Source organism: Shewanella sp. 10N.286.45.A1 (assembly GCF_041470405.1).
In the GTDB taxonomy this organism is placed as follows: domain Bacteria; phylum Pseudomonadota; class Gammaproteobacteria; order Enterobacterales; family Shewanellaceae; genus Shewanella.
This window is the reverse complement of the sequence record NZ_JBFRMK010000201.1, coordinates 13,159-28,216: the sequence shown is the minus strand read 5'-3', so window position 1 is coordinate 28,216 and position 15,058 is coordinate 13,159. Positions and strand designations below refer to the sequence as shown.

The 15,058-nt window shown below is 42.1% G+C and carries 17 protein-coding genes; 13 read left to right on the top strand and 4 right to left on the bottom strand.

Translation table 11 applies throughout. The annotated features are described in order from the left end of the window. Nucleotides 1–36: 36 nt before the first annotated feature. The 7 genes from rpsA to AB4238_RS14925 all read left to right on the top strand — a co-directional run bounded on the left by rpsA (nucleotide 37) and on the right by AB4238_RS14925 (nucleotide 5,885). Nucleotides 37–1,704, top strand: coding sequence for a 30S ribosomal protein S1 (gene rpsA / locus AB4238_RS14955; RefSeq protein WP_020912589.1), 1,668 nt, complete (start codon nucleotides 37–39; stop codon nucleotides 1,702–1,704). A gap of 72 nt (nucleotides 1,705–1,776) precedes the next feature. Next, nucleotides 1,777–2,064, top strand: coding sequence for an integration host factor subunit beta (gene ihfB / locus AB4238_RS14950; protein WP_044555860.1), 288 nt, complete (start codon nucleotides 1,777–1,779; stop codon nucleotides 2,062–2,064). A gap of 122 nt (nucleotides 2,065–2,186) precedes the next feature. Further along, the gene (locus AB4238_RS14945; protein WP_372034142.1) at nucleotides 2,187–2,495 is read left to right on the top strand and encodes a LapA family protein; all 309 of its coding nucleotides are present in this window, start codon (nucleotides 2,187–2,189) and stop codon (nucleotides 2,493–2,495) included. A 1-nt stretch (nucleotide 2,496) separates the two neighbouring features. Further along, on the top strand, nucleotides 2,497–3,657 hold the full coding sequence (gene lapB / locus AB4238_RS14940; protein ID WP_372034141.1) for a lipopolysaccharide assembly protein LapB: 1,161 nt from the start codon (nucleotides 2,497–2,499) through the stop codon (nucleotides 3,655–3,657). 64 nt (nucleotides 3,658–3,721) lie between these two features. Beyond that, on the top strand, nucleotides 3,722–4,417 hold the full coding sequence (gene pyrF, locus AB4238_RS14935; protein ID WP_372034140.1) for an orotidine-5'-phosphate decarboxylase: 696 nt from the start codon (nucleotides 3,722–3,724) through the stop codon (nucleotides 4,415–4,417). Between the two features lie 95 nt (nucleotides 4,418–4,512). Then, nucleotides 4,513–5,325: an SDR family oxidoreductase gene (locus tag AB4238_RS14930; RefSeq protein ID WP_372034139.1), complete on the top strand. Its 813-nt coding sequence runs from the start codon at nucleotides 4,513–4,515 to the stop codon at nucleotides 5,323–5,325. A 17-nt stretch (nucleotides 5,326–5,342) separates the two neighbouring features. Then, nucleotides 5,343–5,885, top strand: coding sequence for a DUF2058 domain-containing protein (locus AB4238_RS14925; protein ID WP_372034138.1), 543 nt, complete (start codon nucleotides 5,343–5,345; stop codon nucleotides 5,883–5,885). Nucleotides 5,886–6,012: 127 nt separating this feature from the next. On the opposite strand, the gene AB4238_RS14920 is transcribed toward AB4238_RS14925, so the two are convergent. Next, nucleotides 6,013–6,660, bottom strand: coding sequence for a hypothetical protein (locus tag AB4238_RS14920; RefSeq protein WP_372034137.1), 648 nt, complete (start codon nucleotides 6,658–6,660; stop codon nucleotides 6,013–6,015). Between the two features lie 360 nt (nucleotides 6,661–7,020). Between AB4238_RS14920 and AB4238_RS14915 the strand changes: the two genes are divergently transcribed. Then, nucleotides 7,021–8,781 (top strand): acyl-CoA dehydrogenase family protein, encoded by a 1,761-nt coding sequence (locus AB4238_RS14915; protein WP_372034136.1) that lies wholly within the window; start codon nucleotides 7,021–7,023, stop codon nucleotides 8,779–8,781. Nucleotides 8,782–8,887: 106 nt separating this feature from the next. On the opposite strand, the gene dacB is transcribed toward AB4238_RS14915, so the two are convergent. Beyond that, nucleotides 8,888–10,279 carry a D-alanyl-D-alanine carboxypeptidase/D-alanyl-D-alanine-endopeptidase gene (gene dacB / locus AB4238_RS14910; RefSeq protein ID WP_372034135.1) on the bottom strand — a complete coding sequence of 464 codons (1,392 nt, stop codon included), beginning with the start codon at nucleotides 10,277–10,279 and terminating at the stop codon, nucleotides 8,888–8,890. Nucleotides 10,280–10,310: 31 nt separating this feature from the next. After that, entirely contained in the window at nucleotides 10,311–10,490 is a 180-nt protein-coding gene (locus AB4238_RS14905) for a hypothetical protein (protein WP_372034169.1), read from the bottom strand. Between the two features lie 258 nt (nucleotides 10,491–10,748). On the opposite strand from AB4238_RS14905, the gene AB4238_RS14900 reads away from it, so the two are divergent. The 4 genes from AB4238_RS14900 to AB4238_RS14885 all read left to right on the top strand — a co-directional run bounded on the left by AB4238_RS14900 (nucleotide 10,749) and on the right by AB4238_RS14885 (nucleotide 13,626). Further along, a complete protein-coding gene (locus tag AB4238_RS14900) occupies nucleotides 10,749–11,081 on the top strand; it encodes a DUF1904 family protein (protein ID WP_372034134.1) in 333 nt (110 codons plus the stop codon). 10 nt (nucleotides 11,082–11,091) lie between these two features. After that, nucleotides 11,092–12,405, top strand: a complete 1,314-nt coding sequence (gene pssA, locus AB4238_RS14895) for a CDP-diacylglycerol--serine O-phosphatidyltransferase (RefSeq protein WP_372034133.1) — start codon at nucleotides 11,092–11,094, stop codon at nucleotides 12,403–12,405. Nucleotides 12,406–12,492: 87 nt separating this feature from the next. Beyond that, nucleotides 12,493–13,251, top strand: a complete 759-nt coding sequence (locus AB4238_RS14890) for a tRNA-uridine aminocarboxypropyltransferase (RefSeq protein ID WP_372034132.1) — start codon at nucleotides 12,493–12,495, stop codon at nucleotides 13,249–13,251. 105 nt (nucleotides 13,252–13,356) lie between these two features. Continuing rightward, complete coding sequence (locus AB4238_RS14885; protein WP_372034131.1) at nucleotides 13,357–13,626, top strand: hypothetical protein; 270 nt, start codon at nucleotides 13,357–13,359, stop codon at nucleotides 13,624–13,626. Nucleotides 13,627–13,648: 22 nt separating this feature from the next. On the opposite strand, the gene AB4238_RS14880 is transcribed toward AB4238_RS14885, so the two are convergent. Then, complete coding sequence (locus AB4238_RS14880) at nucleotides 13,649–14,020, bottom strand: response regulator transcription factor (RefSeq protein ID WP_372034130.1); 372 nt, start codon at nucleotides 14,018–14,020, stop codon at nucleotides 13,649–13,651. Between AB4238_RS14880 and AB4238_RS14875 the strand changes: the two genes are divergently transcribed. Next, on the top strand, nucleotides 14,006–14,821 hold the full coding sequence (locus tag AB4238_RS14875; protein ID WP_372034129.1) for a porin: 816 nt from the start codon (nucleotides 14,006–14,008) through the stop codon (nucleotides 14,819–14,821). The two genes, AB4238_RS14880 and AB4238_RS14875, sit on opposite strands and share 15 nt — an antisense overlap. Nucleotides 14,822–15,058 lie beyond the last annotated feature (237 nt).

Sequence of the window (15,058 nt, the reverse complement as noted above, 5' to 3'; positions counted from 1 at the left end):
GATGGGCTGTGGTTTATTAAAGAAAGTAACTTAAACATGACTGAATCTTTTGCTGATCTATTTGAACAATCCCTTGAAACTTTGGAGTTCCGTCCAGGTTCTATCGTAACTGGTGTAGTTGTACGCATCGAAAACGGTACTGTACTTGTTGACGCAGGTCTTAAGTCTGAAAGCCCAATCCCAGCTGAACAGTTCAAGAACGCTTCTGGCGAACTTGAAATTTCTGTTGGCGATACCGTGCACGTTGCTCTTGACTCTGTTGAAGATGGCTTCGGTGAGACTCAACTGTCTCGCGAAAAAGCTAAGCGTCACGAAGCTTGGATCGTTCTAGAAAAAGCGTACGAAGATGCTGAAACTGTAATCGGTATCATCAATGGTAAGGTTAAAGGCGGTTTCACTGTTGAATTAAACGGTATCCGTGCATTCCTACCTGGTTCTCTAGTTGACGTTCGCCCAGTTCGCGATACAGCTCACCTAGAAAACAAAGAATTAGAATTCAAAGTTATCAAGCTTGACCAGAAGCGCAACAACGTTGTTGTTTCTCGTCGTGCAGTTATCGAATCTGAAAGCAGCGCAGAGCGTGATGCTCTTCTTGAGAACCTTCAAGAAGGTCAATCAGTTAAAGGTATCGTTAAGAACCTTACTGACTACGGTGCATTCGTTGATCTTGGTGGTGTTGACGGTCTTCTACATATTACTGATATGGCTTGGAAGCGTGTTAAGCACCCATCAGAAATCGTTAATGTTGGTGACGAAATCAACGTTAAAGTTCTTAAGTACGACCGTGAGCGCACACGTGTATCACTAGGTCTTAAGCAACTTGGCGAAGATCCATGGTTAGAAATCAGCAAGCGCTACCCAGAAAACACACGTTTGACTGGTCGCGTTACTAACCTAACTGACTACGGTTGTTTCGTTGAAATCGAAGAAGGCGTTGAAGGTCTTGTTCACGTTTCTGAAATGGATTGGACTAACAAGAACATCCACCCATCAAAGGTTGTTAACCTAGGTGATGAAGTAGAAGTTCTAGTTCTAGACATCGATGAAGAGCGTCGTCGTATTTCTCTAGGTCTTAAGCAATGTAAGACTAACCCATGGGATGACTTCGCAGAGCGTTTCAACAAGGGCGACAAGGTTTCTGGTAAGATCAAGTCAATCACTGACTTCGGTATCTTCATCGGTCTTGACGGCGGCATCGACGGCCTAGTTCACCTTTCTGATATCTCTTGGAATGGTACTGGCGAAGACGCAGTTGCTGAATACAAGAAAGGCGACGAAATCAACGCAGTTGTTCTTTCTGTTGACCCAGAGCGCGAGCGTATCAGCTTAGGCGTTAAGCAAACTGAAGACGATCCATTCAATGCATACCTTGCTGATAAGAAGAAAGGTGTTGTTGTAAATGGTGTTGTTACTGCAGTTGACGCAAAAGGTGTTACAATTGAACTAGCTGAGACTGTTGAAGGTTACCTTCGCGTTTCAGATATCTCTCGTGAGCGCATCGAAGATGCATCAACAGTTTACTCTGTAGGTGACAAAGTCGAGTCTAAGTTCATGGGTGTAGATCGTAAGAACCGCACCATCAGCCTTTCTATCCGTGCTAAGGATGAAGCTGAAGAGAAAGAAGCAATGGCTAGCTTGAACAAGCAGGAAGACGCTGTCATGAGCAGTGCGATGGCTGAAGCGTTCAAAGCAGCTCGTAAATAATCGCCTTGAAGTTCAGGGGTGCATGCACCCCTAAAAGGTGACTGTGTTTGGCTTGATAATAGAGGGTATAGGATGACAAAATCCGAACTGATCGAAAAACTTGCCACTAGGCAGTCGCAGCTGTCTGCGAAGGAAGTGGAAAGCGCTATTAAAGAAATGTTGGAGCAAATGGCTGATACATTAGAGGGTGGAGATCGTATCGAAATCCGTGGCTTTGGTAGTTTCTCACTTCATTATCGTGCACCGCGCACTGGCCGTAACCCAAAGACTGGTACTTCAGTCGACTTGGAAGGCAAGTACGTTCCGCACTTTAAGCCAGGCAAAGAACTGCGCGAACGTGTTGACGCGGTCAACGCGTAATTTACACTGTATTAAAAGCCTCCCTTGGGAGGCTTTTTTATATCTAAAACTTAGGTAACACTAGCTAGTTCACTCTTTTTCTTAGATAATCAAAGCTTACCAACACGTGTATGGAGCTTAACGTGAAGTCATTCATTATTGCCGTTTTAGTCGCCGCATTTTTTTTCCTAGCGCTTATCTTCGGTGCCCGTAACGAACAAATTGTTAATATTAGCTATTTTGTTGCTCAGGGTGAGTTTAGATTGCCTGTTGTGCTTGCATGCGTATTCTTAGCTGGCTTTTTAGTGAGCTGGGTGTTTGCTATGTACCATATCGCCGGACTTAAGCTTTCTATTAGGCGCTTAAAGAAGCAAGTTGCAGCAAATGACACGCAAGCAGCCGATAAAGCTAACTCAGTGACCGAAAGTGCAACAAAGGATGTAGACGCGTAATATGTTAGAGATTTTATTTCTGTTGCTACCAATTGCCGCCGGATATGGCTGGTACATGGGGCGCAGAAGTGTCAGACAGAAACAGACAAATCAAAGAAAACAGCTTAGTAGAGACTATTTCACTGGCTTGAATTTTCTACTGTCTAACGAATCTGACAAAGCGGTTGACCTGTTTATATCTATGTTGGATGTTGATGATGAAACCATAGATACTCACCTTTCTTTAGGTTCCCTTTTTAGAAAGCGCGGAGAAGTAGACCGCTCGATTCGAATCCACCAGAACCTTATCGCCAGGCCTAGCCTAACCACGGAGCAAAGAGATATTGCGATGATGGAGCTGGGTAAGGACTATCTTGCCGCCGGGTTTTACGATCGCGCAGAAGAGATATTTATTAATCTTGTGAGTCAGGAAGATCATAGCGAAGAGGCTGAAACTCAGCTTATTGCCATTTATCAAGTCACCAAAGACTGGCAAAAAGCGATTGATATCATTAAGAAGCTTAAACGTAAACGTCAGCAAGTGTTAAAACACGACAGCGCCCACTTTTATTGTGAACTTGCAGCAGAATCGACTGACGACTCAATAAAATTAAAACGGTTACTATCAGCAAACAAAATTGATCCAAGCTGTGGTCGTGCGCTATTAACACTAGCTGAGCTTTACTTAAAGCTAGAAGAATTTAAGTCCTGCAAGCAATCGATTGAGAAGTTGCTCAATACCGATGTAGACCTCTTTCCTGATAGTCTACCCATTGCCAAGCAAGTTTACTCACTGACTAATGACAATGTAGGCTATCAAGAACTTCTTAGAGAAGCGATAGAGAAGGGCGCAGGCGCAAGCATCGCAGTGACTTTAGCCCAGCACATGATTTCTCAAGGACATGAGAAAGATGCAGAGAAACTTATTCTAGAAGGTTTGATTAGGCACCCTACTATGAAGAGCTTTCAACATCTTATGAAGATGCATGTAAAGCAAGCAGAGGATGGCCAAGCTAAAAAAAGCTTATCAATGTTAGAACAATTAGTTGAGCAGCAAATTAAGTTTCGCCCTGGATATCGCTGCAGCGAATGTGGCTTTCCGTCTCATAGATTGTATTGGCATTGCCCCTCTTGTAAGAATTGGGGCAGTATAAAAAGAGTAAGAGGGCTAGACGGAGAGTAGTGGTTCTCTTGTCACCCTAAAAACATATTAATAGTATTTACAACGCAAAGTGATTGGAGAAAAAATGACGAACAAACCTATTTTGGTAGCATTAGATTACGACAATAGAAACGATGCTTTGCAGCTGATAGATAAGCTAGACCCTGATATGTGCCGTCTTAAAATTGGTAAAGAGATGTTTACCTTGTTTGGCCCTCAAATCGTAACCGATATTCATAGCCGCGGCTTTGATCTGTTTTTAGATTTGAAATTTCACGATATTCCCAATACGGTCGCTAAAGCCGTTTCAGCTGCTGCAGAGTTAGGCGTTTGGATGACAAATGTCCACGCTTCAGGCGGGTTAGCGATGATGGAAGCGGCTAAAAGAGCACTTGAGCAATATGGTGATAAAGCACCGTTACTGATTGCTGTAACTGTCTTAACATCAATGAGCGATGACGAGTTGCAATTACTTGGCATAAACGTACCTGCATCTGAGCATGTACTGCGTTTAGCGGCATTAACTCAACGCGCCGGACTAGATGGTGTGGTTTGCTCTGCGCAAGAAGCGAGCTTATTAAAAGCCAAATTTGGTCAAGAGTTTAAATTGATCACTCCGGGGATAAGACCTGTTGGCAGTGACAAGGGTGATCAGCATCGTGTGATGACGCCACCACAAGCGCTGGCTGCTGGGTCTGACTATTTAGTCATAGGCCGACCGATCACTAAAGCGCTTGACCCATTAAAAGCTTTGCAAGAGATACATCAATCAATTGTATAGCTGTTTAGATTAAATGCTTTAAAAATAAAGTGTACTGCTATAAGTTAGAAATTAATGACTAATTTGAAATTAATATAGCAATCGGAGTGCACTTTATGTTTGATTATCAGGGGAAAAACGTCGTTGTCGTCGGTGGGACTAGCGGCATCAATCTTGGTATTGCGTTAAGTTTTGCAAAAGCTGGTGCAAATGTCGCCGTCGCGAGTAGAAGCAAAGATAAAGTCGATGCTGCAGTGGCAGAACTAACCATTGTAAACCCTGATGGCCATCATATAGGCGCTTGTTTTGACGTACGAGATTTAGACGCTTTATCACTCGGTTTTGAGTATATAGCAGCAGCTTTTGGTTGCGTCGATGTATTAGTTAGTGGCGCTGCAGGTAACTTTCCAGCGAGTGCAGAGAAGTTATCTGAAAATGGTTTTAAGTCTGTAATGGACATAGACTTGCTCGGGAGTTTCCAGGTATTAAAGCAAGCTTTGCCTTTATTGAAAGACAAAGGCGGCGCGATTATTCAGATCTCAGCGCCTCAAGCTTTTGTACCAATGCCGATGCAAGTACATGTTTGTGCAGCAAAAGCTGGTGTCGATATGTTAACTAAGACCCTAGCAATAGAGTGGGGCTATAAAGGTATTAGAATTAATTCGATTGTACCGGGCCCTATAGCAGGAACTGAAGGATTTGATCGGTTAGCACCAACACAAGAGTTACAGCAACATGTTGCTAAAGGTGTACCACTGAGACGCAATGGCAGCTGCGAAGACATCGCGAATGCAGCGTTGTTTTTAGCATCCGATATGGCTTCCTATATAACAGGTGCCGTTTTACCGGTTGATGGAGGCTGGTCTCTCGGTGGCGCTGGCGCCGCGATAGCGGAAATAGGCCAATTAGCGAAACAAAAACAAAGTTGAATTAGAGAATATTAGATATGGCAAACCCTTTTCAGGAACAGCTGCTTAAAGCTGGTTTGGTTAGTAAGCAGAAAGTAAGAGACACTAAAACTCAAAAACGTCGCGACAAAAAAGCAAAAGTTGATGACGGTAGCGAGGCGCTAAAGAAAGAGATCGCAGCCAAGAAGCTAGCGCAAATCGAAAAAGATAAGCAGTTAAATGAACAGCGATTTAACGAAGCCTCAGAGAAAGGTTTAGTTCGCGGACTCGTGACTGAATTTAAAAAGTTTGCCATTACTCCGTCTAAAGAGGCAGACATTAAATTTAACTTTACCTTCGATAAGAAAATTTATTCTCTTTATGTCGATAAGAAAATGCAAAGTGAGTTATTGAAAGGGCACTTGGGTATTGTAAGACACGAAGATATTAGTTACTTAGTGCCACATAAACTTGTAGAGCGTGTAAACCTACTAGTACCAACCTGGGTTGGCTATTTATGGGCACAAGAAGATAACGTTGAAGTCGTTGAAGAAGACGACCCTTACGCTGAGTACGTTATTCCTGATGATCTAATGTGGTAATCAATATTTAGATTAACTAACCGCAGTGTTTTGTCACTGCGGTTTTTTTTGAGGTTATAAAAAGAGTATCCGTCTGCAATTTTATCCTAACGAACCGCAATTTTATCCTAACGAACCGCAAGTTTAGCTAAAGCTCGTAGCTATAAGACAAGCTGAGTTTGTTATCGGTACGATAATTATCCTCTGAATAAGATCCCATAAGCCTGACACTGTGTTTAGAAGTGATTTTATAACTAGCGCCTGCACCGAGCCAATAGCTCGAGTAGTTCTTAGAGCCAATTGAGCCACCCGCATAAGTGACCAGCGACCACTGAGCATCTATTGGACGAATGGCAAATGCACCTAAATAGGCTCCGGTACTATTATCGTTGTTTTTCTTACCGTCTACAAAACTAAGCCCCGCCATTGGAAACACCATCCACTTGCCGGTATCAACGCCCATTAATGATAACGAGACATAGGTGCCTAAATTGTAGGTATTGCGCTCTTCATGGCCATTGAGATAAGCATTTAGAATGCCTTTTTCAAATAACCATGAACCACCTAACTGCCATTGACTGCCGTCAGCATTAATCTGTCCTCGTAACATCCGTGTTTCGTCCAATCCGATAGAACCATTAAACGTTAACTCTCCGTCGTAGCCTGCACCGACTTTTGTCATGATACGAGTCGGGTCATCTAAATGCTTTTCTGTTTTTTGTTCTGATGATATGACCGGAGCTGAGTATAAAAAGGCTGTAAGACCAAGGAAGCTAATTCGTTGGGGTAGGTTCATTCATTGTCCGTTATTGTATCGATAAATTCTTGAGATGGTTAACTCACTAAGAATCATAGAGATAGTGATGCAGTAATGATACTGGTGAAACTACGAGTTTAAGGACCTATAGAGTTGATTAACGTCAGCCAAGAATGTTGATTTTTGAAGAAGAATCAGTGAATGGTTCTCTGATTTTATTACATACGCCAAGCGCAGATTAAAGAAGGCTAATAATAGTAAATAAAGGATAAGGTCACAGTGAGTTGACTAGATGTTGACTTGGTTAAATAAGCAGCACCTGTTAATAATTTACTTCCTTTTTCTGCTATATCTGATAGATTGAAACAACTGTTTAAATCTACCGTTTAAGAGCATTATATGAATCCCTACAACGCCCCATTAGCAGAGATGCGCTTTCTACTTGAAAAGGTGTTTGACGCGCCTAAAACCTGGTCTGAATTACCTGCAATGGCGGAAGCTGTTGATATGGACACTGCGGCTGCGATTTTAGAAGAAGCAGACAAAATCAGTAGAGAACTTATCCATCCTATAAACCGCAGTGGCGATGAGCAAGGTGTTCGTCATGAAGCTGATAAGGTGATCACACCTGATGGCTATAAAGCGGTATATGACCAGTATGCGGAAGGCGGCTGGGTAGGTTTATGTGGCGATCCTGAACTCGGTGGTATGGGAATGCCGAAGATGCTTGGCGTTCTGGTTGACGAAATGGCTTACAGTGCATGTAATGCTTTTACTTTGTATGGTTCGTTAACCGCCGGTGCAGCCTTGGCTATTCACGCTCACGGTACTGAAGAAATTAAACAGCAGTATTTGCCGATGATGTATAGCGGAGAATGGGCTGGTGCGATGGATATGACAGAGCCACAAGCGGGCTCTGATCTGCGCAATATACGCACCAAAGCGGTGCCAAATGAAAGTGGCAGTTACAATATTACTGGCAGTAAAATCTTTATTACTGGTGGCGATCATGATCTAACTGAAAACGTCATCCATTTAGTGCTGGCAAAACTGCCAAATACTAATGGCATTTCGCTGTTTCTTGTACCAAAGATCAAAGTTAATGATGACAATAGCTTAGGCGAAAATAACGGCGTTACCGTCGGCTCTATTGAACACAAGATGGGCCTTAAGGGTTCTGCAACCTGTGTAATGAATTTTGATGATGCTGAAGGTTATCTCATTGGTAAGCCGAACCGTGGTTTAGTTTGCATGTTTACCATGATGAATTATGAACGGCTCGCCATTGGTATTCAGGGCTTAGGCACTTCGCAAGCGGCCTATCAAATGGCCGCTGATTACGCCAAAGAGCGAGTGCAGGGTGTTGCGGCAGGCGGCTCGCCAACGGGAGCGACCAGTGATCCTATCCTTGTACACGGTGATGTAAGACGCATGTTGTTAACGGTAAGAACGTTAACTGAAGCTGGACGAGCACTCTCTGTTTATACCGGTCAGCAATTAGATTTAGCGAAATACTCGGATAATGCCGAACAGAAAGCTAAAGCTAGCCGTTATGTTGGTTTACTGACGCCAGTTTCAAAAGCATTTTTAAGCGATCGAGGCTTAGATGCAGCGATTATGGCGCAACAAGTATTTGGCGGACACGGATATATTCGTGAGACAGGTATTGAACAACTAGTGCGTGACACTCGTATTGCTCAGATCTACGAAGGAACCAATGGCATACAGGCTATTGATTTCTTAGGTCGTAAGGTGACTGGCGACAATCTCAGCGCATTAACAGAATTTGTCGCTGAGCAAACCGCGAATATCGCCCAATTTGATAACGTCTCTGCAGATGATAAAGCAGCAGTATTGCAGCTGTTTGAGAAATTAATCAATGTAGCGAACGGTGTAAATGAGGTTAAGCTCACCCAGCCAGCGTTAATCAATGCCTGTGCAGTCGATTTCCTTGATGCGTTTGGCTATAGCGTGTACGGCTATTTTTGGTTGGCGATGTCAAATGCGGCGCATGATCATGAGGACAGTCGCTTTATGCAACAAAAACAACATTTAAGCCGTTTCTATTTTGATAAGTTGTTAGCAAAAGCGGACTACCATTTATCGCAAGTAGCAGCGGGTGATGCTGCAATTATGGAGATTGATGAGTCTCTGTTCTAAATTAATATAAATGGAATAAACTAAAAGCCGGCATTCAAGTCAATTGAACGCTGGCTTTTATTATTCAGAATACATGCAAAGGACAAATGGAGAGGGTAACGCTTGATTACTGCTCGACAAACTGCTGCAGTATCGATACATCAAAGCTTGGCTTTACAGTTTGCTCTTTTTCAGGGCTGACACCATTTTGTAGAATAACAAATGTTGCTGATATATCATCGCCATCCTTAATGAAGCCAGCCATATTTGATACTCCCAACATGGAACCTGTCTTTGCCGTCACCTTTCCTTTAAGCGTCGAGTTTGTGTAGCCTTTTCGGTATCTTAGTGTACCGCTCTCTCCGGCAACGGGCAGTGAGGTTAAAATGTTTGAGTAGGCAGATTTATCTTTAATTAATGCTAATACTTCAGCAAGCTGATTTGCACTTAGCAAGTTATAACGGGATAAACCTGAACCATCGACTATATGAGCGCTTGATAAGTCTACCCCTTGTTGGGTCAGAATAAGCTTCATCGCAGCGCTACCATTAGAAAATGTCCCTGGTGCACCGTAGAGATGCTGTCCTAAACGCTTTAGAAAGCTGTCAGCGATCAAGTTATCTGACTTTAATAACATAGTGGCTATTAAATCTGTTAATGGCGCAGATTGATGCTCAGCGATTAACAGAGAAGAAGCAGGACGTTGATTAGCCAGTAATACCTGACCGCGCAGGGCTATATTACTTTTATTGACGATTTGGGTCAGTTTATCTTTAGCAAAGCGAGCGGGATCAGTAATGGCAATGTTTAACTTTAGAGGTTTGCTACCCGGGTAACAACCATCTAACCTAAAATGGTTATTTTCAAGGCGAGCCAAGGTCAGATCGCAAATAGGCTGTTGCAAGTTTTTATCAAATACTGCTCTGCTTTCTATTATTACCGGTTCGCTACCAACGATCTTAACCTCTCCCGCATCATCTGCGAGCTTGGGGATAAATTGCGCTTTAAAGCAGTTTTCGTTAATGACGTAGCTTGAAACTGGTGCGGAGTAACAGATCCCTAAATCATCCCAAACTCTTCCTGGTGCATGTTGTAGCTCGTACTGGTCGCCAACAAGGTAGATATTACCGGTAATGAGCGCTAGCCCCTGTTGTTGCAACTGAGCAAACAAACTCTCAATATCTAGGGATGTGAGTGTTGGGTCGCCTGAGAATACTATGTAAACGTCACCGTCAATCTTGCCATCTTGTATCGGCGTCTTGGCAAACACTTTTGTTTGATAGCGGAATTCATTACCTAGTGCTGCGGTAGCCGCAACTGCGGTAAGTAGTTTCATCGTGCTAGCAGGAATAAACAATTTGTCAGCATTCTGATCCAACTTACTGTTGTTTTGATGATTGCTGTACTTAATTGCCGTAAGAGCGCTGGTATCAGGCAATATTAGCTTGATATCTTTGGCGAAAACGTTTGTTGATAACGTTAACAGTATGGCAGACGTTACAATATTTCTGAGGTTCAATAGGGTTTCCTTGGGTAAAAATCGAAAAGGATTAATCGGGTTTATCTGAATCATCTTTTTCCATTAAACGATAAAGCTTTAACGTTACAAATAGCACTAGACCAAAGAAAAGTGGCAACATGAGTAACCCTAACTGCGCTTTAAAGTGAAATATAGCCCAAGCGCCTAACAAAACTGCTAAAAGAGTCAATAAAGATTTAAAATTCATCATGATCTCGATAGTTAAAAGTAAGATTCGATAGTATCAAAAGAACCTTAAAGATGCTGTGATCACTGAGGTAATTGGCGGTTGATAGAACAATTATGAGGCTATTGCTCATCACCTTTAAGTATTAGGTTTGTCTAAAAATTTACCTAAACAGCTATCTAAAAGCTGTTTTATGCGTACTACAGCGCTATTCCGTAGAAAATACTTGCCGAAAGCGTGTTAAATCGGTAATTTCTATGCCCTTATCTAAGAGGATTCTTGATGCCGCATATTAGAGTTTACGGAATGTCCCAAAGTGTTGTTGCCAACTTAAGCGATATACTCATTGACGTTCTAGCAGAAATTTGTCAGGCAAAGGCTGAATCATTCATTATCGATTCGATTAATAGTCAAAGCTATAGACGCGGTCAAAGCGTAAACGATATAGCTCAAATCGAAGTGTTATGGTTCCCTAAAGATCCCGAAACACACCATCGTGCTGAAAGGGCTATTCGTGAAGCCGTTATTTGTGCTTATCCGGAGCTTAAACATACCGTCGTTATGTTTAGAGAGTTAACGCCTAGCACTTATTATAAAGATGGTAAGCATTATTAAGGAGAGAGCCTTGCTGAGTCAGCTAGGTGGTATACCGTTACAATCTGAATCCCTACAGTGGTTGTTGACGCCTAAGGCGTTAAGAGCAGAGCTGTTAACGCGTATTGAAAACGCTACCCATTCAGTTTACATCGCAGCACTTTATCTTGAAGATGATGAAGCGGGTAGGGAAGTACTCAGTGCTTTAATGGCTGCCAAGCAGCGTAACCCTGAGCTTGATATTAAAGTGTTAGTAGACTTTCACAGAGCTAGACGTGGGTTAATTGGACACAAGGGCGACAGCGGTAACTACTTCATGTATCGCAAAGTCAATGAGGCTGCAGAGCACCAGATCGATATACTCGGCGTGCCAGTGAAATCTCGCGAGTTTATGGGGGTGCTTCACTTAAAAGGCTTCATTGTTGACGACGCCGTTATTTTTAGTGGCGCCAGTCTCAATAATATCTACCTTCATCAAAATGATAAGTATCGTTTTGACCGTTATCATGTGATTGAGTCTGCCGAACTTGCACGTAGTATGCGAGAGATGATCTTGACTTACTTAGTCAACGATGTTGCCGTTAGCTCATTAACTCAACCCAAAGATGCTGAACGTTTACCGACTAAAGTTGAAGTCAGTAGTTTAAAACATCGTTTGTCTAAAGCTGAATACAAGTTTGCTTCTACTAAGATAGGCAACCGAGTTACGCCACTTGTTGGCTTGGGTCGAAAGAAAAACCTGCTAAATAAAGTTGTGGTTGCCATGGTAGAGGAGTCGGAAGATGCGCTATTTATCTGTACACCTTACTTTAATCCTCCCTACATATTAGTTAGGGCACTTGCTAAGCATTTACGTAATGGTAAACGTATTGATATCGTAGTCGGCGATAAGACCTCTAACGATTTTTATATACCGCCTGAAGAGGAGTTCTCAACCATAGGTGCATTGCCTTATATGTACGAGCAATCGCTCCGGAAATTTGCTAAACGCCAGCAATGGGCGATTGAAAACGGCCAACTCAATATTCACCTTTGGAAAGATGGTCGTAACAGTTACCATTTAAAAGGGATCAGTGCAGATGGCAAACGTCACCTCATTACTGGCAGTAATCTTAACCCTAGAGCTTGGGCATTAGATTTAGAGAATGGATTGTTAATCCAAGACGACAATGAAAGTTGGAAGCAAAAGTTCGAAGAGGAACAAACCCATATTCTGGAGCATACTGAAAGGTTGTACCATTATTCTCAAATCGAAACGCTGCATAACTATCCTGCTCCAGTTCGCAAAATAATGAAACGTATTAAACGTTTAAAAGCAGACTTTCTGTTAAGACGTATACTCTAATTAAGATGCATTTATACAGATAAAAGCCTGCCTATGAGTAGGCTTTTTTCTTTTGAGCGCCAATGATAACCGGATAGATTTTTATACATGAACTTGCCAAAACATGCGATTCATCGTTTATATGAATACAGAAAAGCCATATCCTCTAAGCCTTTTACTGCCAGAGGTAAAAATGTTGTGCGCTGTCAATCATGCTTACTAGCTGAACAGTTTTGTACTTGCCAAAACCGCTTACAAGTCTGCAGTGAGCTATCTTTTTTGCTTATCATGTACGACGATGAAGTATTAAAGCCAAGTAATAGTGGTCGACTGATTGCCGATATAATTCCTGATACTCATGCATTTATTTGGTCGAGGAATGAGCCTAATCAAAAAATGTTGTCGATAATCAATGACCCCAAATATCAAGCATTTGTTATCTTTCCGAGTGAATATGCAATAGAAAATCAAACGGTAGTTAGCCAAGTAAATAAAGCTAAACTACCTAACGGCAAGCGCCCTTTGTTTATAGTACTCGACGGCAGTTGGCGTGAAGCGATAAAGATGTTCCGTAAAAGTAGTTATCTGCATAAATTACCACTACTTTCATTTACGCCAGAATCAACGGCAAGTTATGCGTTAAGGAAAGGAGCGCGAGAGTTTCAACTTGGTACTGCAGAGGTTGCAGCACTAGCATTAAGTGTCGCTGGAGAGCCATTAAATGGCCGCGTATTAGAAGCTTGGTTTGAGTTGTTTGTTGAATCCTCACTACACGGAAGAAGTCGCAATAGTCGCGATAGTGCTATAATTGGTGAACTTCAGCACCGTTTCCAACAAGCATATACACTGACATTAGTGAATGATTGATTACCATTTCAGATAGAAATATCTGTCTCAGTTAAAATCAATATATTGAATTTATTGTGGTTTACGATATGCTTTAACTTCGATATGCAAATGAGGAGGCAGATTATGGCGCAACGTAACAGCACACTGTTTAATCTGGCCTCCAATACATATGTACTTTGTAGCCTTTCTATTTTAGTTTCTGCAGTAGTGTTAAATATAATTTATTCAAGCGCTTTTAGCGGCGTGAACCAACACGGTGTAATTGCAAAAGGAAATTCAAGTTTAATCGCCAAAAGTCGTTACAGTGCAGGGTTGGTATGTAAAGACAAAGGTTGGGAGTTCTGTGCTTCATGGGCGAATATAAAACGTATTCCAGGTAGCCGCATAGCTTAAAAATAAGCCGCTTCGCCTTAAGCTAGTGCTCTGAGCTTTTCCCCATCAAATACGCGAGTTCAGCAATATTACTTACCTGCATTTTTTGCATTACTTTTTGTCTATGTAACTCTAGAGTTCTTTGGGCTACGTTTAATTCAGCGGCCACCACTTTATTCAGTTTGCCTTCCAATATCTTTTCCATTACCTCATATTCTCTTGGTGTCAGTGTTGCGAGTTTAGTTTCTAAGGCTACTCGATCTAAGTTACGTTGCGTGTACAGCATCGTTTGTATTTTTGCCTTTTCCAGTAATAATAAAAGTTTATCACCATCAACAGGCTTTTCGAGGAAATCAATAGCGCCTTTTTGGATTGCTTGTACGGCCATAGCAATACTGCCATGACCACTCAACATAATTACCGCTATCGGGCTATGAAGGCTGGTTATGTGGCTCAACAATGCACTGCCACATTTTTAGGTATAAAACACAGCGCCTATGGACAGCTAGCTGCAGGTCGAATTGATCCTGTATTTAAAATGGCTAAAGGAACAGCTGACGCCATGGATATGTATTCGATGAAACACGACCGCTTGTTTGCTGGTGATAAGCGTTGGGGAGATTCATTGTTATATAGAACCCAAACATGGAACAAAATCCAGTTTGGCGCCAGCTATATTATGGAAGATAACTATTACGCCGAAGATGATATTCGGCGCGACAATGGCAATTACCAAGTCGCAGTGACTTATGGTGATAAGCACTTTAAGAGCAGTAATTTGTACTTAGCTGCCGCTTATACCGATGGCGTAGAAGATATCAAAGGTGTGCGAGCAGTTGCTCAATATAAAGCGGGTAAGCTAATGTTGGGGACGATTTACCAAAGCTCTGAACTGGTTAATCCTAACAAGACTAACTGGCAGCAAAGAGATGGTGATGGCTTTATTATTAGTGCAAAGTACCAAATCGATAAGCTATTGCTAAAACTGCAATACGGCAAGGACGATTCGGGCACAGGTAAAATCGCCGGACGAGTTTATGATGCACTGGGTGAAGCCGCAACCGATGTTCCAGAAGTTTCACAGTGGGCAGTAGGCGCTGAATATCGATTGAGCAAATCGACACGTATTCACACTGAGATCGGTCAATTTGATGTTAAGCAATATTCAGATTTTGACGATACCATTGCTAGCATTGGTTTTAGAATTGATTTCTAAAGCTTAGGAAATAAATTAACCCCATAGAATGCGCAGGGAAGCGCATTCGACTTAGCTTTATGTCAAACATGCAGTCTTATCCCTTAATTCCGCTTTAACACTTATTGTTTTTATTCATGCAGTTGGTTAGGTATGCAAGTATGTTAAAAATATCTCGGGGATATACTTTTCAGTCTGACTATTTATGCATTATTTTGACTGGTTATAATATTGAGGTTTCTCGCTACTCTGTTAGTG

Coding starts and splice junctions, on each gene's coding strand:
- rpsA (WP_020912589.1), top strand. CDS start 37: ATGACTGAATCTTTTGCTGATCTATTTGAACAATCCCTTGAAACTTTG.
- ihfB (WP_044555860.1), top strand. CDS start 1,777: ATGACAAAATCCGAACTGATCGAAAAACTTGCCACTAGGCAGTCGCAG.
- lapB (WP_372034141.1), top strand. CDS start 2,497: ATGTTAGAGATTTTATTTCTGTTGCTACCAATTGCCGCCGGATATGGC.
- pyrF (WP_372034140.1), top strand. CDS start 3,722: ATGACGAACAAACCTATTTTGGTAGCATTAGATTACGACAATAGAAAC.
- AB4238_RS14930 (WP_372034139.1), top strand. CDS start 4,513: ATGTTTGATTATCAGGGGAAAAACGTCGTTGTCGTCGGTGGGACTAGC.
- AB4238_RS14925 (WP_372034138.1), top strand. CDS start 5,343: ATGGCAAACCCTTTTCAGGAACAGCTGCTTAAAGCTGGTTTGGTTAGT.
- AB4238_RS14920 (WP_372034137.1), bottom strand. CDS start 6,660: ATGAACCTACCCCAACGAATTAGCTTCCTTGGTCTTACAGCCTTTTTA.
- AB4238_RS14915 (WP_372034136.1), top strand. CDS start 7,021: ATGAATCCCTACAACGCCCCATTAGCAGAGATGCGCTTTCTACTTGAA.
- AB4238_RS14905 (WP_372034169.1), bottom strand. CDS start 10,490: ATGATGAATTTTAAATCTTTATTGACTCTTTTAGCAGTTTTGTTAGGC.
- AB4238_RS14900 (WP_372034134.1), top strand. CDS start 10,749: ATGCCGCATATTAGAGTTTACGGAATGTCCCAAAGTGTTGTTGCCAAC.
- AB4238_RS14890 (WP_372034132.1), top strand. CDS start 12,493: ATGAACTTGCCAAAACATGCGATTCATCGTTTATATGAATACAGAAAA.
- AB4238_RS14885 (WP_372034131.1), top strand. CDS start 13,357: ATGGCGCAACGTAACAGCACACTGTTTAATCTGGCCTCCAATACATAT.
- AB4238_RS14875 (WP_372034129.1), top strand. CDS start 14,006: ATGACCACTCAACATAATTACCGCTATCGGGCTATGAAGGCTGGTTAT.
- AB4238_RS14880 (WP_372034130.1), bottom strand. CDS start 14,020: ATGTTGAGTGGTCATGGCAGTATTGCTATGGCCGTACAAGCAATCCAA.